20 protein-coding genes are annotated in these 21,195 nt (G+C 54.7%); 8 read left to right on the top strand and 12 right to left on the bottom strand.

All coding sequences use genetic code 11. The annotated features are described in order from the left end of the window. The first annotated feature begins 1 nt into the window (after window position 1). Both ACVLVH_RS20865 and ACVLVH_RS20870 read left to right on the top strand, forming a co-directional pair. Complete coding sequence (locus tag ACVLVH_RS20865) at window positions 2–1,651, top strand: ABC transporter permease (protein ID WP_498950011.1); 1,650 nt, start codon at window positions 2–4, stop codon at window positions 1,649–1,651. Between the two features lie 115 nt (window positions 1,652–1,766). Then, the gene (locus tag ACVLVH_RS20870; protein ID WP_498950012.1) at window positions 1,767–2,813 is read left to right on the top strand and encodes an AI-2E family transporter; all 1,047 of its coding nucleotides are present in this window, start codon (window positions 1,767–1,769) and stop codon (window positions 2,811–2,813) included. Between the two features lie 78 nt (window positions 2,814–2,891). Here the strand turns inward: ACVLVH_RS20870 and ACVLVH_RS20875 are convergent, their stop codons facing one another. Together ACVLVH_RS20875 and ACVLVH_RS20880 are read right to left on the bottom strand one after the other, a co-directional pair. Further along, on the bottom strand, window positions 2,892–3,842 hold the full coding sequence (locus tag ACVLVH_RS20875; protein WP_101762705.1) for an ABC transporter substrate-binding protein: 951 nt from the start codon (window positions 3,840–3,842) through the stop codon (window positions 2,892–2,894). A gap of 11 nt (window positions 3,843–3,853) precedes the next feature. Further along, window positions 3,854–4,618, bottom strand: coding sequence for a class II aldolase/adducin family protein (locus ACVLVH_RS20880; protein ID WP_137386681.1), 765 nt, complete (start codon window positions 4,616–4,618; stop codon window positions 3,854–3,856). A 227-nt stretch (window positions 4,619–4,845) separates the two neighbouring features. Between ACVLVH_RS20880 and ACVLVH_RS20885 the strand changes: the two genes are divergently transcribed. Both ACVLVH_RS20885 and ACVLVH_RS20890 read left to right on the top strand, forming a co-directional pair. Beyond that, window positions 4,846–6,450, top strand: coding sequence for an EAL domain-containing protein (locus ACVLVH_RS20885; protein ID WP_137386682.1), 1,605 nt, complete (start codon window positions 4,846–4,848; stop codon window positions 6,448–6,450). After that, window positions 6,425–7,384, top strand: a complete 960-nt coding sequence (locus ACVLVH_RS20890) for a D-2-hydroxyacid dehydrogenase family protein (RefSeq protein WP_192414788.1) — start codon at window positions 6,425–6,427, stop codon at window positions 7,382–7,384. Before ACVLVH_RS20885 ends, ACVLVH_RS20890 begins: the two co-directional genes overlap by 26 nt. Here ACVLVH_RS20890 and ACVLVH_RS20895 read toward each other — a convergent pair. The 3 genes from ACVLVH_RS20895 to ACVLVH_RS20905 all read right to left on the bottom strand — a co-directional run bounded on the left by ACVLVH_RS20895 (window position 7,352) and on the right by ACVLVH_RS20905 (window position 9,230). Beyond that, window positions 7,352–7,855, bottom strand: coding sequence for a hypothetical protein (locus tag ACVLVH_RS20895; protein ID WP_192414786.1), 504 nt, complete (start codon window positions 7,853–7,855; stop codon window positions 7,352–7,354). The genes ACVLVH_RS20890 and ACVLVH_RS20895 overlap by 33 nt on opposite strands. A gap of 111 nt (window positions 7,856–7,966) precedes the next feature. Continuing rightward, window positions 7,967–8,437 (bottom strand): hypothetical protein, encoded by a 471-nt coding sequence (locus ACVLVH_RS20900; RefSeq protein ID WP_101762709.1) that lies wholly within the window; start codon window positions 8,435–8,437, stop codon window positions 7,967–7,969. Next, window positions 8,430–9,230, bottom strand: coding sequence for a hypothetical protein (locus tag ACVLVH_RS20905; RefSeq protein ID WP_101762710.1), 801 nt, complete (start codon window positions 9,228–9,230; stop codon window positions 8,430–8,432). Before ACVLVH_RS20905 ends, ACVLVH_RS20900 begins: the two co-directional genes overlap by 8 nt. A 360-nt stretch (window positions 9,231–9,590) precedes the next feature. On the opposite strand from ACVLVH_RS20905, the gene proP reads away from it, so the two are divergent. The 3 genes from proP to ACVLVH_RS20920 all read left to right on the top strand — a co-directional run bounded on the left by proP (window position 9,591) and on the right by ACVLVH_RS20920 (window position 13,271). After that, window positions 9,591–11,096: a glycine betaine/L-proline transporter ProP gene (proP, locus tag ACVLVH_RS20910; RefSeq protein WP_101762711.1), complete on the top strand. Its 1,506-nt coding sequence runs from the start codon at window positions 9,591–9,593 to the stop codon at window positions 11,094–11,096. A 116-nt stretch (window positions 11,097–11,212) separates the two neighbouring features. After that, entirely contained in the window at window positions 11,213–12,190 is a 978-nt protein-coding gene (hemB, locus tag ACVLVH_RS20915; protein ID WP_110867652.1) for a porphobilinogen synthase, read from the top strand. Window positions 12,191–12,299: 109 nt separating this feature from the next. Next, entirely contained in the window at window positions 12,300–13,271 is a 972-nt protein-coding gene (locus ACVLVH_RS20920) for a GGDEF domain-containing protein (protein WP_192236953.1), read from the top strand. 30 nt (window positions 13,272–13,301) lie between these two features. Here the strand turns inward: ACVLVH_RS20920 and ACVLVH_RS20925 are convergent, their stop codons facing one another. Further along, a complete protein-coding gene (locus tag ACVLVH_RS20925) occupies window positions 13,302–14,324 on the bottom strand; it encodes an alpha/beta fold hydrolase (RefSeq protein WP_312464145.1) in 1,023 nt (340 codons plus the stop codon). A 317-nt stretch (window positions 14,325–14,641) separates the two neighbouring features. Between ACVLVH_RS20925 and ACVLVH_RS20930 the strand changes: the two genes are divergently transcribed. Next, on the top strand, window positions 14,642–15,133 hold the full coding sequence (locus tag ACVLVH_RS20930) for a helix-turn-helix domain-containing protein (RefSeq protein ID WP_192414914.1): 492 nt from the start codon (window positions 14,642–14,644) through the stop codon (window positions 15,131–15,133). Window positions 15,134–15,242: 109 nt separating this feature from the next. Here the strand turns inward: ACVLVH_RS20930 and yfaU are convergent, their stop codons facing one another. The 6 genes from yfaU to ACVLVH_RS20960 all read right to left on the bottom strand — a co-directional run bounded on the left by yfaU (window position 15,243) and on the right by ACVLVH_RS20960 (window position 20,718). Further along, on the bottom strand, window positions 15,243–16,043 hold the full coding sequence (yfaU, locus tag ACVLVH_RS20935; RefSeq protein ID WP_192414779.1) for a 2-keto-3-deoxy-L-rhamnonate aldolase: 801 nt from the start codon (window positions 16,041–16,043) through the stop codon (window positions 15,243–15,245). A 13-nt stretch (window positions 16,044–16,056) separates the two neighbouring features. Further along, window positions 16,057–17,343 carry an MFS transporter gene (locus tag ACVLVH_RS20940; protein ID WP_192414777.1) on the bottom strand — a complete coding sequence of 429 codons (1,287 nt, stop codon included), beginning with the start codon at window positions 17,341–17,343 and terminating at the stop codon, window positions 16,057–16,059. Window positions 17,344–17,390: 47 nt separating this feature from the next. Further along, a complete protein-coding gene (rhmD, locus tag ACVLVH_RS20945; RefSeq protein WP_192414775.1) occupies window positions 17,391–18,593 on the bottom strand; it encodes an L-rhamnonate dehydratase in 1,203 nt (400 codons plus the stop codon). Window positions 18,594–18,606: 13 nt separating this feature from the next. After that, window positions 18,607–19,389 carry an IclR family transcriptional regulator gene (locus ACVLVH_RS20950; protein WP_101762719.1) on the bottom strand — a complete coding sequence of 261 codons (783 nt, stop codon included), beginning with the start codon at window positions 19,387–19,389 and terminating at the stop codon, window positions 18,607–18,609. A gap of 177 nt (window positions 19,390–19,566) precedes the next feature. Then, window positions 19,567–20,103: a CCDC90 family protein gene (locus ACVLVH_RS20955; RefSeq protein ID WP_192414773.1), complete on the bottom strand. Its 537-nt coding sequence runs from the start codon at window positions 20,101–20,103 to the stop codon at window positions 19,567–19,569. Window positions 20,104–20,370: 267 nt separating this feature from the next. Then, window positions 20,371–20,718, bottom strand: coding sequence for a hypothetical protein (locus ACVLVH_RS20960; RefSeq protein ID WP_192414771.1), 348 nt, complete (start codon window positions 20,716–20,718; stop codon window positions 20,371–20,373). Window positions 20,719–21,195: the final 477 nt, after the last annotated feature.

Consider the following 21,195-nt stretch of genomic DNA (forward strand, 5'->3'; position numbering starts at 1 on the left):
GATGTCGCGTGCCCTGAATGGCGTGATTCTGCTGGCGTTATTGCTGCTGGTGGCGCTGCCGCTGCTGTTTATCGTGCTGCAAGCGTTGTTTCCCTACTTAGGTGAAGGCAGTTGGCGCGGCGCTTTTAGTGCTTTTCCGGCGCTGCTGGACGATCCGCAGCTGGCAGCGATGTGGCTGGGCACGCTGAAAATCGGCGGCGGCGTGGCGCTGTGCAGTTTGCTGCTGGGCTTGCCGCTCGGCGCACTGCGCGGCCTGTTCCGCTTGCCGGGCGCGGCGCTGTGGGATCTGCTGTTTCTGATCCTCTTTCTGACGCCGCCCTATATTGTGGCGCTGTCATGGACGCTGGCGCTGCAACGCAACGGGTATATCGAACAACTCACCGGCATCAACTTCGACAGCCTGCTGTTTAGCAGCAGCGGCATGATTGGCGTGATGACGCTGAACATCTTCCCGGTGGTCTATTTCGCGGTGTCGCGTTCGCTGCTGGCCAGCGGGCAACGTCTCGCCTGGGTGGCGCGCGTGCATGGCGCATCGGCGTGGCGCGGCTTCTGGCACATCACCTTGCCGCTCACCTTACCGGCATTGGCGGGCGGCGTGCTGCTGGCGTTTACGCTGGCGATTGAGGAGTTCGGCGTGCCTGCGGCGCTCGGTGCGCAGGCGAAGTTGACGCTGATGACCGTTGGCATTGAAACCAAACTCGCCGACTGGCCGATCGATCTGCCTGGCGCGGCGTCGCTGTCACTGATGCTGAGCCTGATGGCGCTCACGGCGTGGCTGCTACAGCGCAAACTGACCGGCAGCAGCGATGTGACGGCGGTTGGTGGCAAACCGGTGAGTCAGGAACTGGCGCATGCGGGACGCTTACAAATCTTAATGCTGCTGCCGTTTGCTGTCACCGTGCTGCTGGCGGTGGTGCTGCCGCTCGGCGCGATGACCCTGAGCGGCTTGCTGAATACGCTCTCCGGCGGATTACATCTGAGTAATCTGACGCTACGCCACTTCGGCGCGCTGTTCAGCCAGCAAGGCGATGCGCTGGCGGCCTTCTCCACCAGCATTGGCCTGGCGCTCGGCGCGGCGCTGCTGACCGGCGCGCTGGGTTTTCTGATCGCCTGGCGCGTATCGGAAGGGAAAACCCGTTTGCTGGCAATGATGGATGGCCTGGCGCTGCTGCCTGCGGCGATGCCCGGCGTGGTGGTGGGCGTGGGGTTGATTCTGCTGTGGAACCGCGGTTTCTGGCCGGTTTCGCCCTACAACACGATGTTTATTCTGCTGCTGTCGTACAGCTGTTTGCTGCTGCCGTGGCCGGTGCGTTATGTCAGTAGCGCGCTGCGCCAGCTGGCACCCACGCTGCAACCGGCGGCGCGCGTGCACGGCGCATCACGTGTGCAGGCGCTGCGTCTGATTGTGCTGCCGCTAGTCGCGCCCAGCTTGCTGGCGGCGATGATGATGGTGTTTGCCGTAGCGTCGCGCGAGCTGGTGACATCGCTGCTGCTGGCTCCGGCAGGCACGCAAACCGTGGCGATCTTTATCTGGCGTCAGTTCGAACAGGGCTCGGTGGGACAAGGTATGGCGATGGCCACGCTGACGCTTTGCGCCAGTTTGAGTTTGATGTTGGCGGCCACGGTGCTAATGCGGCGTCATGCCCGGTGATGATAATAATGGCGCCCCTACGGCACGGCGATCCGGATTTCTCTTTATCTTAAAAAACAGATGGTTAATTTTCATCAACTACACTCTCCTGAGAAATTTTGTCTCAGGAGAGAGAATGAATAACCTGCTTCAGGAAAAAATTGGCCAGAACATCCTGGTAAAACTGGCGATGCTGGTGATTATTCTGGCGGGCATTCGCGCCGCCTCGGACATTCTGGTGCCCTTCTTACTCGCCAGCTTTTTAGCTATTGTGCTCAATCCGCTGGTTACGATGCTAATGCGACGCGGCGTCAAACGTGGCCTGGCGATTACGCTGGTGATCACCGTGATTTTTATCGTCGTACTGTTACTCATTGCTGTACTCGCCAGCTCGGCCAGTGACTTCAGCGATACCTATCCGCAAATCCGCGCCATGCTGGAGCAGAAACTGGCGGTGGTGCAACATTTTGCCGCGCGTTTTCATATCAACATCTCTACCGAAGCGCTGGCTGCGCGCCTCGATCCCAACGTGGTGATGGACATGGCCACATCGGTGCTGAAGCAGCTGTCCGGCGCGATGACCAACGTCCTGCTGCTGATCCTCACCGTGGTGTTTATGCTGTTTGAAGTGCGTCATCTGCCGTACAAGATGCGCAATGCGATGGTTAATCCACAAATCCGCATCGCCGGTCTGCACCGCGCGCTGAAAGGTGTGACGCACTATCTGGCACTGAAAACCCTGGTGAGTTTGATTACCGGCCTGGCCGTTTGGCTGTCGCTGCTGCTGCTCGGCGTGAAGTTCGCGCTGTTCTGGGGCGTGGTGGCGTTCATCCTTAATTTCATCCCCAACATTGGCCCGATCATCGCCGGTATTCCGCCATTTATTCAGGCGCTGGTGTTAAATGATATTTATGACGCCATGCTGGTGGCGGCGCTGTTCAGCGCGATTCATATGGTGTTCGGCAACATGCTGGAGCCAAGATTGATGGGGCGCGGGCTGGGACTCTCGACGCTGGTGGTGTTTCTGTCGTTGATTTTCTGGGGCTGGCTGCTGGGTCCGGTCGGCATGTTGCTGTCGGTGCCGCTCACCAGCGTGACCAAGATTTTGATGGAAACCACGCCGGGCGGAAGCCGATTGGCGATTATGTTGGGTAATGGGCGGCCGGGCAAACGGGCGCGTTAAGGCTCTTTTACTCAAGGTCGCGCAATAGATTGCGCCGCTACGGTTCAGTTCACGTTGTCGTAGCGGCGTGATTTTACGTTATTGCGTTTGAAACACGCTGTTGTCGGTAATCGCCTGTACATCAACTTTGTTTGGCAGGATATTCAACTCGCTAAACAAGTCCGACACCTTCTGCACCTTTGCCACATCATCCGGCGTCACGCCACGTACACCGTGGGAAATACGCGCAGTAATCTGCTGCGCGTCCGCCGGTTGCAGGCGCGTTAACTGCGCATATACCTCGTTATACTGCTGCGGATGCGCCAGCGCCCACTCGCGCGCTTTGGCCAGACGATGGGTGAAATCGGCAATCGCCGCGCGCTTCGCGGGATCGTCGAGCGAGCTTTGCGTGGCGGTGACAAACGACAGCGCGGTTGTCAGCCCTTTGCCGTCACGCAGCAGACGCGCGCCATGCTTTTCCGCAATACCTAAATAGGGATCGAAGGTCGCCCATGCGGTAATCTGCCCGGAGTTAAACGCCGCGCTGGCGTCGGTTGGCAACACAAAACGCACCGGCACCGTATCACGTGGCACTTTCGCCTCTTCCAACGCCTCATACAGCAAGTGCTGCGAGATACTGCCGCGCGCCGACGAGACAACAACCTGCTTGCCAGCCAGATCTTTCACGCTGTGGATCGGCGAATCGGCAGGGACGATCAGCCCGTTCGAACCGGCGTCACCGACGTTGGTGGCGATGATCTTCAGCGGTACGCCGCCCGACGCCGCCATCAGCACCGGCAAATCGCCAGCGTACGAGGTATCGACCGCACCCGCACGCTGCGCTTCAAACAGCGGCGCCGCGCCCTGGAAATTCGCCCAGCGATAGTGATAAGGCGCGTCTTTCATGACATCTGCCGCTTCGATCAGCGAACGCAGATTGCGTGCCTGATCGCCCAGCACCAGCGTGACTTTACTCAAATCAGGCGCCGCCTGACTGCCAAACGCCGCGCACAGCAGCAGCGCAGAAACTACCGGTTTTAGCCATTTCATCGGGGAGATTCTCAGAGTGCGTTGCGGTTGAGCTGGCGGATGTAAGCATCCCAGTGCAGCTGATATTTGCGATTGCGGATGCTGTTATCAAACGCCTGCGCGGCTTTCTCGGAAACGGCGTCCGGCAGAATGATCAGATCCGCGCCACCCGATTGTGCCGCCAACTGTGCCTGACAGGCGCGCTCGAGGTAATAGAGGTTGTAGAAAGCTTCTTCAATGCTGCCGCCGCTGGTCAGCAGGCCGTGATTGCGCAGGATCAGCGCGTTAAGATCGCCGAGATCGGCAACGATGCGCTGCTGCTCGTCGAGATCCAGCGCGATACCTTCGTAATCGTGATAGCCGAGGCGATTATGGAAACGCGTGCTGTGTTGCGAAATCATCAGCAGGCCGTTTCGCTGCGCCGAAACGCCAATGCCAGCCGCGGTGTGCGTATGCAGCACCGCATGGGCATCTGGCCGCGCGCGGTGAATCGCACTGTGAATAACAAACCCGGCAAGGTTAATTCCCAGCCCGGTTGGGTCGTCAATAATATTGCCGTCGATGTCGATTTTAACCAGCGTTTCCGCCTGGATTTCATCGAAGGTTTGCCCGAAAGCGTTGATAAGAAAGTGCGGCTGATCGCCCGGTACGCGCAGGGAAAAATGGGTGTAAATATGGTCGGTCCAGCGTAGCTTCGCCGCCAGATGATAAGCCTGCGCCAGTTTGATGCGCGCCTGCCATTCGCCTTCGCTGATGCGCTGCCGTAATGATGTGATATCCAGGGTTTCCGTGCTCATTTCCGCTCCTCATTTCAGGTCAATGTGCTTACCTAACATCGTGGCATAGCGTTTTTGCCGCTGGGAAATGCCAATAACGGCAAAACAATGTCATTAAACGCAAAGTGAGATTGATCATTGACCTGTATCAGACCGGTTTATTCTTAAATCGCTACCCTACACAGCCCTGTGAAAATGGTATGCTGCTGACGCCGCAAGCGCAGCTTAAACCGACTGAGGATTGTCTGGTGCCACTGAAAAAACGACATCACGATTTTGATTGGGTCTTAATCGTTTGTGCCGGGTTGCTGCCGTTGGTGCTCGGCATCCTTTGTACGGCCATCGAAGCGCGTCACACCGTCAGCCAACAGCAGATTTCAACCGCCAATACCTTGATTACTCAGGCTGAAAAGATGAGTGACAACGCCTGGAATATGATCACTGAGATGCGCCAGTATCAGTACCAGCCTTGTGCCAAAATCGAAGATCAGCTGCAGCGCGCCGGTACGCTTAATCCCTATTTTCGATCCATTGGTATGATGAAAGGCAATGACATCATTTGCTCGTCCGCCTTTGGCCTGCGACATGGCACCCTGACTGAGATGATGATGCAGCCGCCGCCGATAACCGGCAAAGCCTGGTGGAGCATTTCGGTGCGCGGAACGGTTGGCGTGCCGAATCGTCCGGCGGTGGTGTTTATGCGTCAGCTTCCCGATACCAGCGGTTTTTGGGCGGTCATCGACGGCCAATATTTGATGGATTTCATGAACGCCATTGGCGGTTCACGCGGTTACCACATGAGCCTGCAATTTAGCGGTGGCGCAGTGATCGCCAGCGGACCGGCTGACATGCAGCCAAAGCTGTATATGAAAAGTGAATCTTTTCAGGCCGACTCCAGCCGCTATCCCATCACCGTTAATGTAACCGTTCCGGCTTCTGAGCTGCTCAAAGCCTGGCGTCAGGCGCTGTTCATCTTCCTGCCGATGGCGGCGATTTTCTCGATTTTGCTGATGATCCTCACCGCCAATTGGCTGCGTCGTCGTATTTCCTGGCACGATGAAATTGGTCGCGCTATCCGCGCCCGCCAGTTCTCAGTGCATTATCAGCCGGTATACAGCAATACCTTGCACGCCTGCGCCGGTGTTGAAGCCTTACTGCGCTGGCAACGGCCCAATGGCGTGATGATTCGTCCGGATATCTTTATCAGCGCAGCTGAAGCCGAAGGGATGATTGTGCCGTTGACGCAGCATCTGCTGGAGTTGATGGCCGAAGATATTCAGAGCTGGCAGGTCGAGCCCGGATTTCACCTCGGGCTAAATCTGGCGGCGGAGCATCTGCAGCATGACGATTTCGTGGCCGATATTGAATTGTTTGCTGAGCGCATCAAAGACAAACAGCTGTGCATCACGCTGGAGCTGACTGAACGCAGCCTGATTGAAGAGGGTGAAAAGGTGGCGTGTAAGCTGCGTCATTTGCGCGCGCAGGGCATGAAGGTGGCGATTGATGATTTCGGTACCGGCCACTGTTCACTGACCTACCTGCTCACCTTCCCGCTGGACTACCTGAAAATCGATCGCGGCTTTATCAATGCCATTGAAGGCCTCGACGTGGAAACGCCGGTGCTGGATGCGATTATTAATCTGTGCCACAAGCTGGAACTGGATGTGCTGGGCGAAGGCGTCGAGACCGCAACACAATTTGAGTACCTGCGGCAGCGTGGTGTGATATTTATTCAGGGCTACTATTATGCCCGTCCGCTGGATAATGACCGGCTGCGTGCCTGGCTCAGCGAGCAAGGGCACAAGCCACTTCTCGTTGAGGAACATTATGAGCCTGAACTGCATCATTCTTGATGACTACCAGAACGTCGCCCAGTCGCTTGCCGATTGGGCGTCTCTCGCCCCGCTGGTGCACACCACTTCCCTGACTGAACATTTCGCCGACCAGGATGAATTGGTTAAGCGCATCGCGCACGCCGATATTTTGGTGGTTATGCGCGAACGCACGCCGCTCAGCGCCAAGCTGATTGGCCGCTTGCCCAATCTGAAAATGGTAGTCACTTCCGGCATGCGTAATGCCTCCATCGATTTACATGCCTGCGCGGAACGCTATATCGCGGTGTGCGGTACCGCCAGCAGCAGCGCGGCACCGCTGGAACTGACGTGGGGATTGTTGCTGGGATTGGCGCGCCATATCGTGCCGGAGAATCAGGCGCTGCGCAGCAACGGCGCGTGGCAGCACACCGTTGGCATGGGCCTGCAGGGCAAAACGCTGGGATTAATTGGATTGGGTAAAATCGGCGGCGAGATGGCAAAAGTGGCGCAGGCGTTTGGGATGCGCGTGTGTGCGTGGAGCCAGAATTTAACCGCCGAACGTGCCGCCGAGTGTGGCGCAGAACGTTCGCCATCGCTGGCGGCGCTGCTCAGTAGCAGCGATGTGGTGTCCATTCATCTGGTATTGAGCGAGCGCTCACGCCATTTAATTGATGCAGCGGCGCTGGCGCAGATGAAACCCGGCGCGCTGCTGATTAACACATCGCGCGCCGGCATTGTCGATCAACAGGCGATGATCGCCGCGCTGCAATCGGGTCAGTTAGCCGGTGCGGGATTAGATGTGTTTGAACAGGAACCGCTGCCCGCCAATCATCCGCTGCGTCAGCTGCCGAACGTGCTGGCGACGCCGCATCTCGGCTATGTCGCCGACAGCAATTATCGCACCTACTTCACGCAGGCGGTGGAAGATATTCAGGGATGGTTAACGGGTGCGCCGCTGCGCTCGCTGCTCTGAACGGCCTGCGCGCCGTTTTTCCGCAATGCGCAGCGCCACTTCAAGGCTGTCTTCCGCCAGCGCGCCATTCGGCACATCGCGCTGGGCATTGAGACGTTGATTAATGCGCTCCAGCGTCGGCGTTAACTGCCCCACGAACTGCTGATATTCATCAAGCTGCGTGATGGGTTGGTTACATGCGATGCTGGTTTGCGTCAACCGTTGCAGCTGACGCAAGCTCTCGGTCGCCTGGCGGGAGAGTAATCCGGCCTGACGCCAGCTTTTCAGGCGCTGCAGCAGTTCATCGGGTTGTTGCGCCAATAATGCCAGCTGCGCATCGGTTCGTTCGCCACAGTTAATCCACGCCACCGAGCTAATGGAAACGGCAGTCGTACGCTGTGCCGCAGGCACAAGATTGATAAGATTGCTTTCTACACTGTCGCTCATCGACAGCCAGGGATTCTTAAAAGACTGGGCGTTTATCCTCGACATGAACACTCCACCAAAGCACGGCGGCAGAGTATTACCCAATGTTTTGGAGCTGGCAAGCAGAGGTTGCCGCCTCGCTTAATAGTAAATTTTTCTTATTTATTTGCGCATCAATTAGGTATGGCAATAAAGCCGCGGCATACCAGAATAATTGATTATTTGATCGCCATTGGGGAGTTGATACATCTGATAATAATCACTGTGGGATTCTCGCGCCGAGGTGAAAAGTATCTGCGCAGCGAGTGGCTCGGGCACCGTATCATCGGCCATCGCCTGCACTTTACGGGTATTCACCAGCATAAAATCGCCCTGACGATGCCAGCTACTGACAGAAACGCGATTTAAACGATATTGACGATCCGGCAATGTCACCGTGCCGATTAGCGTTGATGCGCCGCTACCATCCGCTTTAAAACGTGTGCGTACCGTCGCATCCAGCGTACCCGTTGGCTTCCCTTCATTATCAATGCGATAGGGAACATCACACCATTCGGGTACCACAACGGTTGGGCGGACCAACAGAACCCACGCCCAGGGAAGAATGAACGCAATAATAACAACCAATGTGAGTAATGACTTACGCATCAGGTAGCTCCTGATTAGATATCAACCATGAAATACATCCATTATTCTTTTGCTCGATGGGTTGGAGGCAAAGGAAAGCACTGCTGAAGGCACGAATGCGTGAACGGTTGATGTACAGCAACGGCGGGACTGAGCCATCCGGCAGGCGCGGTTTTAACTCGCGGAATCGGCGCATAGCATCCTGAACGACAAAAGAATCGGCAGAAAGTCTTTCATTGATAAAGACCTGCGTCTGCGCTTCCTGGCCATAAAATTTAAATTGCATGCCATCATGTTCGGTTGGCGCAAACTCCTGACGGATAATTAGTGCCAGCGCCACATTTAGCAGTAATAATCCCGCCAGCACGCCACGCCACAGCCAGGATTTTTTCTTCACGGCGACCGCTTTCACAGCAGGTTCGGGCTGCACCGTGACCGGCTTTTCAGCTTCAGCAGCAGGCGTAGCGACCTCATTGAAGGATTCGACATCGACCTGCTCGGCCAGCACGCAGCCAATCAGCGGCACCTGATGTACCAATGCACCTGGCGCGTGCGCCTGCTGCGCCAGACGATTGATCTCAGCAATGGTCAACGTTAAGCGATCGGCAAAGGGGATCTCAGAAGGTTCGCGCTGAAACAGCACATGCAATGCCTGATTACGCACCAGCTTGCCTTGGGCATTGAGCACGCGACGTAATACCGCGCTTTGCAGCGGACTTAATGCCACGCGTTGAGCGGGAGAATTGAGTGGATAAAACACCTGTTGGTCGGCATCAAAACAGAGACTTTTGGCAAATAAAACAAAGCGCGCCATATGAAACCTGATTTCCAAAAAAGCAACTCACGCAAGTATATGTAGTTTCGCGAGATGGCGCACGCTTACTGCAAATCGCTGCGTGAAATTGCGGCCTTTTTTCGACGCGTTTTAAGCGCTAACAGGCCACAGCATTAGCTAAAAAATAGCCAGTTAATGGTGAGAACATGACAAATATCACACAAAATCGGTATACTCTGTCGCGGTTGGCAATCATTACTTTCCTAATAATTGCCCGGCAGGGCAGGGAAAAAGCGTTATTTCCCCGCTATGCTTTAATTTTCTCAACGCCGCGGACTGTTGGCATTGTTTGAGTCCGCAGCGTTGAGGATTTTTCGAATTCCAATACAGGGTATCTGCATGAAACTACGTAGGAAGCGTGTAAAACCTATCGGGATTGATGATGTCACCATTATCGATGACTCCCGTTTACGTAAAGCCATTACCGCGGCTTCGCTGGGCAACGCGATGGAATGGTTTGATTTTGGTGTTTATGGCTTTGTGGCTTACGCGCTGGGTAAGGTGTTCTTCCCGGATGCTTCTCCAAGTGTACAGATGATTGCTGCACTGGGTACGTTCTCAGTTCCGTTCCTGATTCGTCCACTCGGTGGTTTGTTCTTCGGCATGTTGGGCGATAAATATGGTCGCCAGAAAATCCTTTCTATTACCATCGTTATCATGTCGATCAGTACCTTCTGTATCGGCTTGATACCGTCCTATGCCTCAATTGGTATTTGGGCACCGATTCTGCTGCTGTTGGCAAAAATGGCGCAGGGCTTCTCGGTCGGCGGTGAATATACCGGTGCATCGATCTTCGTTGCCGAGTACTCGCCTGACCGCAAGCGCGGCTTTATGGGCAGCTGGCTTGATTTCGGCTCCATCGCCGGTTTTGTGCTCGGTGCGGGCGTCGTGGTGCTGATCTCCACCATTATCGGTGAAGAGAAATTCCTCGAGTGGGGCTGGCGTATTCCGTTCTTTATTGCGCTGCCGCTCGGCATTATCGGTTTGTATCTGCGTCATGCCCTGGAAGAAACGCCGGCGTTCCAGCAGCACGTTGACAAGCTGGAACAAGGCGACCGTGAAGGTCTGCGCGACGGCCCGAAAGTGTCGTTTAAAGAGATCGCGACCAAACACTGGAAAAGCCTGTTGGCCTGTATCGGTCTGGTGATTGCCACCAACGTGACCTACTACATGCTGTTGACCTACATGCCGAGTTACCTGTCACATAACCTGCACTACTCGGAAGATCACGGCGTATTGATCATCATCGCCATTATGATGGGTATGTTGTTTGTGCAGCCAGTAATGGGCATGCTGAGTGACCGCTTTGGACGTCGTCCATTTGTCATCATCGGCAGTATCGCCCTGTTTGCCTTCGCGATTCCGGCCTTTATGCTGATTAACAGTGGCGTGCTGGGTCTGATTTTTGCCGGTCTGTTGCTGATGGCTGTGATCTTAAACGCCTTTACCGGTGTAATGGCATCCTCGCTACCTGCGATGTTCCCAACCCACATTCGCTACAGCGCATTAGCAAGTGCCTTCAATATTTCGGTGCTGATTGCCGGTCTAACACCGACATTCGCCGCTTATTTAGTGGAAGCCACCAACAATCTGTATATGCCGGCATACTACCTGATGGTTGTCGCGGTGATTGGTTTGATTACCGGTATCTTCATGAAAGAGACCGCCAACAAGCCGCTACGCGGTGCTACGCCAGCCGCGTCGGACATGGATGAAGCACGTGAGATCCTGCAGGAGCATCACGACAACATCGAGCAGAAAATCGAAGATATTGATGACGAGATCGCCAAGCTTGAGGCGAAACGTAAAAACCTGGTGCAGCAGCATCCGGACATCAACGAGTAATCTTCCCTACTCCCGCCACCCGGCGGGAGTTTTCGTTTCCGCACACAATCCTTCATGCACAGCCGCGAAAAGGGGTAAACTATTGCCACTTTTTTAACCTGCATAAGTTGTAAAGCATGTCTGAATTTAATCTGATCCAGCGCCCAAGAAGGCTGCGCAAAAGCGCGTCAATGCGCGAAATGTTCCAGGAATCTCACCTCAGCATCAACGATTTGGCACTGCCCATTTTCGTTGAAGAAGGCGTGGACGAGTATGTGCCCATTAACGCCATGCCGGGCGTGGTGCGTATCCCCGAGAAACGTTTAGCTTATGAGATTGAACGTATTGCCAAAGCGGGCATTCGTTCAGTGATGACCTTCGGTATTTCCCACCACACCGACGCCACCGGCAGCGATGCCTGGAATGAAAACGGTTTAGTGGCGCGTATGTCACGTATCTGCAAAGACACCGTGCCAGAAATGATCGTGATGTCTGATACCTGCTTCTGCGAATACACCAGCCACGGCCATTGCGGCGTGCTGTGCGATCACGGCGTCGATAACGACCAAACGCTGATTAACCTCGGCAAGCAAGCCGTGGTTGCGGCACAAGCCGGCGCAGACTTTATCGCTCCTTCTGCCGCGATGGATGGCCAGGTGAAAGCCATTCGCCAGGCGCTCGACGCCGCCGGCTTCACCGATACCGCCATCATGTCTTATTCGACGAAGTTCGCGTCCTCCTTCTACGGCCCGTTCCGTGAAGCCGCAGGCACCGCGCTGAAAGGCGATCGTAAGACTTACCAGATGAATCCGATGAACCGCCGTGAAGCGCTGCGCGAGTCGCTGCTTGATGAAGCGGAAGGTGCAGATTCTCTGATGGTAAAACCAGCTGGCGCTTACCTCGATATCCTGCGCGATATCCGCGAACGCACCACGCTGCCGCTCGCTGCGTACCAGGTGAGCGGTGAGTACGCGATGATCAAATTCGCCGCGCAGGCGGGTGCCATCGACGAACGTAATGTGGTTCTGGAGAGCCTTGGCGCGATTAAACGTGCCGGCGCGGATCTCATTTTCAGCTATTTTGCCCTTGATCTCGCTGAGCAAAAAGTGCTCTGATTATCGTTACGCCTGGCATCGGACATCGCATACCGTTGCCAGGCGCTTTCAGCCTTTGTGGCTTAAACACCAGTGTTTCTGTAATTCCATAATTAATAAGAGTAACGCGATGAAAGCACCTGCACTGCCTGCAGACGAGTCATATCGTCTGGCCCAGTTACGTGCGCTCAACATTCTGCACACGCCTGCCGAAGAGCGTTTCGACCGTTTAACCCGCCTTGCCCGTCGTTTGTTTGGTGTACCCGTTGCGCTGGTCAGCCTGCTGGAAGAGGACCATCAGTGGTTCAAATCCACTGCGGGTTCAAGCGATACCACCGCACCGCGCAATACCTCTTTCTGTGGCCACGCCGTGCTGCAGGATGATGTGATGGTGGTAGAAAACGCGCTTGATGACGAGCGCTTCTTCGATAATCCACTGGTTAAAAATGCCGAAAATCCGGTGCGTTTCTACGCCGGTTGCCCATTGCGCACGCCGGCTGGTGCGAAAGTCGGCACCTTGTGCATTATCGATCATCATGCGCGCCAGTTCGATGCGGATGATATCCATACATTGCGTGATTTAGCCGCAATGGCGGAAGCGGAGCTGGTGGCGTTCCAGACCGCAACATCCGATGAACTGACGCAAATCACCAATCGCCGTGGCTTTATGACGCTCGGCCAGTTGGCGCTGAATGAGTGCCAGCTGAAGCAGTTACCGGCCAGCCTGACTTTCCTCGATCTCGATCGCTTTAAAGCCATTAACGATACGCTCGGTCATCGCGAAGGCGACCGCGCATTAATGGACTTTGCCAACGCCATGAAGGTGAGTTTTCGCCATGCGGATATCTTTGCCCGTTTGGGCGGCGACGAATTTGTGGTGCTGTTTAATGGCTTGCAGCAAGCCGATGCCGAAGGTGTGTTGGCGCGCTTTGATGGTTTCCTGCAACAGCAAACCCAGAACCTCGAGCGCCGCTACGCTCTGCACTTCTCATCGGGCATTGTTGAGTTCGATCCCGATCATCCGCAGTCGCTGGAACAGCTGCTGGAAGGTAGCGACGAACGGATGTACGCCGCTAAGAACGGGAAAAAGAAGCTGAGTTGATGTTGGTCGCCGTGAATGGCGACCCTGCAATTAATGACCCACTAAATCCGTGATCAATGCCTGATTAAACGTCTGCGGTTCTTCCATCTGCGGCGCGTGCCCCATGCCCGGGAATTCGATTAAGCGTGCGCCGGGAATCAGTTGCGCCACCTGCTTGCCCAATACATTGTAATGCCCGAGTTTTGCTTTCACTTCCGGCGGCGCGATATCACTGCCAATCGCCGTGGTATCTGCGGTGCCAATCATCAACGTGGTCGGCACGCGCAGATCTTTAAACTCGTAATACACCGGCTGAGTGAAAATCATGTCGTAGATGAGCGCCGAGTTCCACGCCACTTTCTTGTGGCCTGGCCCGCTGTTTAGCCCAGCCAGCATATTGACCCATTTGTCATACTCCGGCTTCCACTGGCCGCTGTAATATGTCTGCTGTTCGTACTTCTTGATGCCCGCCGCATCCAGCTTGAGTTCACGCTGATACCACTGATCCACCGAGCGCCACGGCGCGCCTTTGGCTTTCCAGTCTTCTAAGCCGATGGGATTGACCAGCACCAGCTTCTGCGTTTGTCTGGGATACATCAGCGCATAGCGCGTCGCCAGCATGCCGCCGGTCGAGTGCCCAACCATAATGGCGTTGTCGATACCCAGTTGCTGCAACAGTTGATGGGTGTTCTGTGCCAGTTGCTGGAAGGTGTATTGATAGTTAGCTGGTTTAGTTGAGCTGCAGAAGCCAATCTGATCTGGCGCGATGACGCGATACCCTTTCTGGCTCAGCGCTTTGATGGTGTCATCCCAGGTTGCGCCACAGAAGTTCTTGCCGTGCATCAGCACCACGGTTTCACCGTTGGCCTGCTGCGTAGGTTTGACATCCATATAACCCATACTCAGCGCTTGCTGCTGCGAGGAGAAGTTAAAGTGCTGCAGCGGATAGGGATAGTTAAAGCCTTCGAGCTGTTCACCATACACATTGCCGGCGAGCGCCGGAGCAACAGCGCCTAACGCCACTGATGCCAGAATCACGGCAAGTGACTGTTTTGGCTTGAAACGAAAACCCATTAGGTGATTCCTCAACAGTGAAAACCTTCAGTGTGGCACGTTAATCCGCGTTAAGTATTGATGAGGTGTGCCGCCAGAAAGCACACCTTTTACTATTAAGCGCCGCGAAGCGATGAAAAATTTGAGTTAATAATAACGCCCGTTATTACGATAAATACTCAACATCATCACAACAAGAAAACCTGTAAATTCACGAAAACCAAGACCGGTCTTGATGACAAATATTAAAACAGCCAAATAACCAGAAAACTTTACATTAATTGCAGATTGGAAAGATTAATTAAATTACACTCTGCCACTGTTAATGGAGGACTATGATGACACAGCAAAAATATAATGAAGGGGTAATTGATTCGGTAACCGAATGGATTATGGCTAACCTGGATCAACGTTTAACGATTGATGATATTGCACTGAAGTCTGGCTATTCGAAATGGTATTTACAGAAACTCTTCGCCCGTTATCACAATGAGACGCTGGCACGCTACATCCGAAAAAAGAAACTGGCTCATTGCATTAATGACTTAAAAGACAGCAATGTGCCAATTATTAGCCTGGCAGTGAAATATCATTTTGAAAGCCAACAATCTTTCACGCGCTCATTTAAACATGTGCTGGGCTGCACGCCTCTTTATTGCCGTAAGCGCCAGCTGGATGAGGAAGCCAAACTTGCAATGCGTGAAAGTAGCGATCCCTGTGTGCTTTGCCGTCAGGCGGAATTTGACGCCACGGAACGCAATAAAGCAATTATCACGCCCGCGGTACGTAACGATAAATATATGCCGCGAATTGGTTGTGCGATGCGTTGATAAATAATTGACTCTTTTTTGGCGCCATTTGACGCCAACAGACTTCTTCATTCCAATTCATGAACGCTTTAATTGAATAGAAACGGATGGCATACCATCCGTTTCTCAATTAGTAACTCGATTTATTCAGCGCATTTACGCTCTTTTTAAAATGCGCGAGCCGATTATCCAGCGCATCGGTATACAGCATGGTATCCACACCGACGGCAACGAAATTAGCTCCCCAATGAATAGCGCGTTCCGCCATCTCCAGATTAACCGCCAGAAAACCGGCCGCTTTTCCTGCGCTGCGGATGCGTTTGATACTCTGCTCAATCACTTTCTGCACTTCAGGATGCCCGGCATTATCGGGATAGCCCAATGAGGCTGACAAATCAGCCGGACCAATAAAGATTCCGTCAACGCCCTCAACCTCCAGCAACGCATCGAGATTATCAATCGCCGTTTTGCTTTCGGCCTGAATCAGCAGGCATAACTCTTCATTGGCGCGCGCCATATAATTTTCCACGCGCCCCCAACGTGCCGCCCGCGCCACGCCTGCGCCGACGCCGCGCGTGCCATAAGGCGGATAGCGCGTCGCCTTCACCAGCGCCTGTGCCTGCTCAGCGGTATCGATCATCGGCACCAGCAAGGTGCGCGCACCGATATCCAGCACCTGCTTAATCAGTGCGGTCTGGAATTCGATTGGCCGTATCACCGGCTGGCTGCGATAAGGCGCAACGGCCTGCAATTGATGATAGAGATCCTGTACGGTATTCGGGGCGTGTTCGCCATCTATCAATAACCAGTCGTAGCCGCTGGTGGCAGCAATTTCGGCCAGATACGACGATGTGCTGCTCAGCCACAAACCAATCTGCGTTTCGCCTTTCGCCAATCCGGCTTTGAAGGGATTATTTAACGGATCCTGCATAGCTGCTCCTTACTTAATGACTTGGCTGCTGAGAGTGTGGCAACTGACGCTCCACTTTCAGGCTGAGGATAATGAGTGAACCGATGGCGGCAATTAGCGCCAGCGCCAGCAATCCGGCAGCGCTGCTGTTAAAGTGCATTTCGGCATTTACGCGAATCAGCGGTGCGAGGAAGCCACCTACAGCACCAAACAAATTGACGAAGCCGATGCCCGCCGCCAGCGCAGTGCCAGAAAGCAGCTGCGTCGGCATGGTCCAGAACACCGGCTGCACGGCAATAAAACCCACCGCTGCGACGCTAAGCGCAATGATGGCCAACAGCGGCGAAACCAATCCGGACAAACCAATCCCGACGGCAGCAGCCAGCAAGGTGAACGCCGCGACCCGGCGACGCTCGCCGCTGCGGTCGGAATAGCGCGGAATCAGCCAGGTGCCAAACAGCGCGGCCACCCACGGAATGGCCGCCACCAGCGAGGCGAGGAAACCGACTTTGGTGCCCAACAACGCTGCGACCTGAGAAGGCAGGAAGAAAATCAGGCCATAAACCGCTATCTGAATGGTCATATAGATAATGGCGAGCTGCCAGACGCGACCATTGCGCAGCGCATCACGCAGATGTGAAGTCGGCTTCTGCTGCTCTTCGCTCTCCAGCTGACGTTGCAGCGCCCGCTTCTCCTCGGCGCTGAGAAAACGCGCTTTCGCCGGTGTGTCGTCGATATAGCTGAAAGTGAAAACGCCGGCTGCCACCGCCAGTAATCCTTCAATGATAAACATCCAGAACCAGCCGGGATGGCCTAGCACGCCGTGCATTTCCAGCAGTGCGCCAGAGAGCGGTGAACCCAGCGTCAACGCCAGCGGCGCGCCCATGTAGAACAGTCCCATGACGCTAGCGCGCTGCTGTTGCGGGAACCACAGCGAGGTCAGATAAATCATGCCCGGGAAGAAACCCGCCTCAGCGGCGCCGAGCAAGGTACGCACCAGCAGGAATTTGGCTTCGGTATCAGCAAATGCCATCGCCGCCGAAAGCAATCCCCACAGCAGCGTGGTGCCGCCAATCCAGCTGCGCGCGCCAAAGCGTCGCATCAGCAAATTGGCCGGCACGCCAAGCAGCGCGTACACCACAAAGAAGATTCCAGCACCTAACGCGTAAGCTTCATTACTCAGGCCGGTATCAAGTTGATATGCCTCTTTGGCGAAACCAATGTTGGCGCGATCGAGAAACGCCAGCACGTAGAGCATCAACATGAAAGGAATAAGACGTGCGCGATTCTTTTTAACCGCGCTTAACACCAGATTATTCATGGTAAACCCTCACGCAGGGCTGCGACGCGTCGCCGCAGCCGCTGCGATTAGTGTTGATAAGGACGCTTCAGTCCATCGCGATTCAGCTCCACGCCGAAGCCCGGTTTATCCAGCACCGATTTGTGCATGCGACCGTTAACCGGTACCGGTTCGTTGATCAGCAGCGGATCAAACTGCGGGCGCAGCGTGCTGCAATCCGGGCTGGTCATCAGGAATTCACTGAATGGGCTGTTGGTGAAGGTGATCACCGCGTGATGCGAGTAAACCGAGGAGCCGTGCGGCACCACCAGCTGGCCGCGTGATTTCGCCAGCGCCGCCACTTCCACCAGCGTGGTCAGGCCGCCGCACCAACCGACATCAGGCTGCAAAATATCGATGCCGGTTTCAGCCAGCGTGCGGAAAGATTGCAGCGTGCCGTGATGTTCGCCGCTGGTGATCAACATGCCCTGCGGCGCTTGCTGTTTCAGCTGGGCGTATCCTTCGAACTGTTGCGGCGGCAAACACTCTTCCAGCCACTTGACGTTATAAGGTGCGCAGGCGTGGGCCAGCCTGGTGGCGAAATTGACGTCCTGGCTCATCCAGCAATCAAGCATCAGCCAGAAATCCGGGCCGCAACTTTCGCGATAGTGAGCGATGCGCGCCACCTCTTTACGGATGCCTTCATCGCCATCGTGCGGTCCCCACTGCACCGCCATTTTGCCGCCGATAAAGCCCATCTGCTGCGCCAGGTCCGGACGCGCACCGGTGGCGTAGAACTGCAGTTCATCGCGTACCGCGCCGCCCAGCAGTTTGTACACCGGCAGATCGGTGACTTTGCCGAACAGATCCCATAGCGCCAAATCGACACATGAAATGGTGTTCATCACCAGGCCGCCCGATCCGGCGTAATACAGGGTGGCGTTCATCATCTGGTCGTGAATCAGTTTGATATCGCTGACGCAGCGTCCTTCAAGGAAGCGGTTGAGATGCTTTTCCACGATGAAGCAGCCCATTTCGCCGCCGGTGGTAATGGCAAAACCGGTTTGACCGTTATCGGCTTCGACTTCGACAATTAGCGTGCCTAACACGTTGATGCCAAAGGATTGACGCGACTGCTCATACTGCTTGTATTTGCTCATGGGCGTGGCGACGTGGTCGTCAATCCAGTGATTGGCACCTTGATCGTGATAATCGCCGCCAGCCGCTGCTTTATCCGCGGTAGCGCCACCGGCAAAGTAGGCGCGGACAGTTTTAATTTTAGGTAGGGACATGCTCTTCTCCTGGTTACGAGGCGTGTTTTTCCGCCGGGCTACGCCAGCCCAGCAGACGGGAAATATCGCGGGCGCAGGCAATCGCCTGGCCAGCAAGGTAATCGCGTTTGTCGTCGTCAATGTCGAGTCGGGTGCCCACCAGCGAAATGGCGGCGACGAGCTGCTGGCGGGCATTGAAAATCGGCGCGGCGACGCAGCGCACATCGGGATAATCTTCACCGTTATCAAAGCTCCAGCCCTGACGGCGAATGCGTGCCAGCTCGGTACGCAGCGCGTCGGCATTACGCAGCGAGGTTGGCGTCACCGCCACAAAACGCAGGCCGCTGATGATGCGTTCCTGCTCTTCAGGTTGCTGCCAGGCAAGCAGACATTTGCCAATGCCCGAGCGATACAGCGACAGGCTTTTGCCTTCGTGTGAGCGCACGCTGATGGTGGCGGCGGATTCGAGTTTGAGGATGTAACAGGCGTGACCACCCTCGAGGATGCCGAGGTGGCACAGCAGATTGGTCTGCTGCATTAAACGTGTCAGAGGTGGACGCGCAATATCGCGGATATCCATGCGCTGCAGTGCGTGACCGGCAAACTCCACCAGCCGCGTCCACAGGCAATAGTTGTTGTTGCGATCGATAGTGATCAGACGCTGTTTTTTCAGTTCAGCGAATAGCAGATAGGCGCTGCTTTTGGGAAGCGCCAGCGTTTCGATGATCTCGGCGGCACTGCACGGTCCGTGCTGGGCAATAAAGTCGAGAATCGCAATGGCGCGCGTCAGCGCGGGGACAGGCGTAATTTCCAACATGCTGGACTCCAGTCTGATGATCTGGAGCGCAGTGTTGTAGTTTTACTTCGTGATAAGTGTGCGCCGCTTCAAATTACGCGGCGCTGAGCGCGTTTGCTGGCAGCGCGTGTGCGGGAATGTGAATCGCGCCGCGCTGAGAGTACAGCCGACTGTACTCCTGCCGCAGGAGCACAAGATCTAAGAGAAAATGTATTTGATCGCTGCAATGACCATCGTGGTGGTCATCACCATTAGCAAACGTTTGATCCAGCGCATATCGGTTTTTAAAGCAGAGACATCGGCTTTGATAACTTCAATGTCTTTTTCTATGCGATCAAGGCGAGCTTCGACTCTGGTCAGGCGAACATCGACTGCTTTAATCTCACTACTCAGTCGAACATCCAGATTAGTAAGCCGAACCTCCAGTTCTCGAATAGCAGCACTAAGCCGGTCATCCAGCTCTTTAATCGCACCACTCAGCCGCTTATCCAGTTCTTTAATCGCACCAGTAAGCCGAATATCCAGCTCTCTGATATCGCCGGTAAGTCGAACATCCAGTTCTTTAATGCTCCCTGTAATTCCTTCACCGGCCTTCATTAAATCAGCACGAGATAACGCATTATCCTGCTGCATCTCAGTAAAGATCTCGACCATGGCTTCGGCCTGTTGGTCGCTGACGCCGGCCAACTGCAGTGCTTTAAAGGCTTTGTGTGTGTTCATCATCGCGAGTGTCATCCGTGAAGCTCCTGAGTTGATGTGAGGCGCGTGCCAACATCATGCTCAGCGAGCGATTGCTGCACCATGTGACTGTGTGTATTTTGCGCGGCGCTGCGAAAAATATCAATTAGTACAACAAGTAACGTCCAAGCGGATGCGGGGCGTCTCGCAAAATTGGCGTCAGATTCTGCTGCGAAACGTTTTGCGATATGGGAGCGGGAAGGTGTTGAGCGGCTTCTTAAAACGGCGGCGCAGCTTTTAATCCCTGCGCTGCCCGTTCAATAATTACTGAACCGGCTGGCCCGGTAGCAATTTCTCAGACATCAAACGGCGGCAGGAGAGTCTTTCCTGCCGCGCTTGTTGCTGCTGTTCGGGCGACAAATCCTGCCACACCGCTTGCAGATGATCAGCCAAACCCTGTTGGAAATGAATCTTCTGCAATGCGTAATCTGCATTACTGCCTTCAATAATCTGCTGCATATCCTGCGCGGTATTGCCGCGTCCGTCGTGAGTCAGCGAACAGAACATGGCGATGTAATAGCCTTTGTCCTCATCGCTGTAATGCGGCATCAGCCACCAAACCGCGGCACTGATGACGATCAGCAACGGCACAATAAATTTGAGTTTTAACATGAATGGTTTATCCGCTGGAAAAAGGAAACGCGCGATAGTAACAGCATTCGGCTGGCCGCACATATTTTGCCGGCCGCATCCATAACGTAACCAGTTAACTGTGATCAGCTGCCGAGCGATTCATTTTGCCCGTCAAAACAAGACAGGTCTTAAATAGCTCGACTAACAGGTCACTATAAGTTGCAAACCCTTTCGCCATAAATCGACCAGATACGATGAACCTGACTCAGCTGACGCTGGCTATCGGTGCACTTTGTAGCTTCGAGCCGTTATATGCTAAAGAGATAAAACCCTTTTCTTCAGACATTCCACCGCTTCCTGTAACCCCCCTTTCTCACTCATCAACCGAAGCGGTTTTAGCGCCTTTATCCGAGCATCCCCACTCCGATTCGCTGTTGCATAACGTTAAACATGCAGCCGCTGACAGCTTAAAAATGGTGGGGAAATTTTTCGCACGAAACAGCTGGTATGATGATT

It is taken from the genome of Kluyvera sp. 1366 (genome assembly GCF_054823405.1).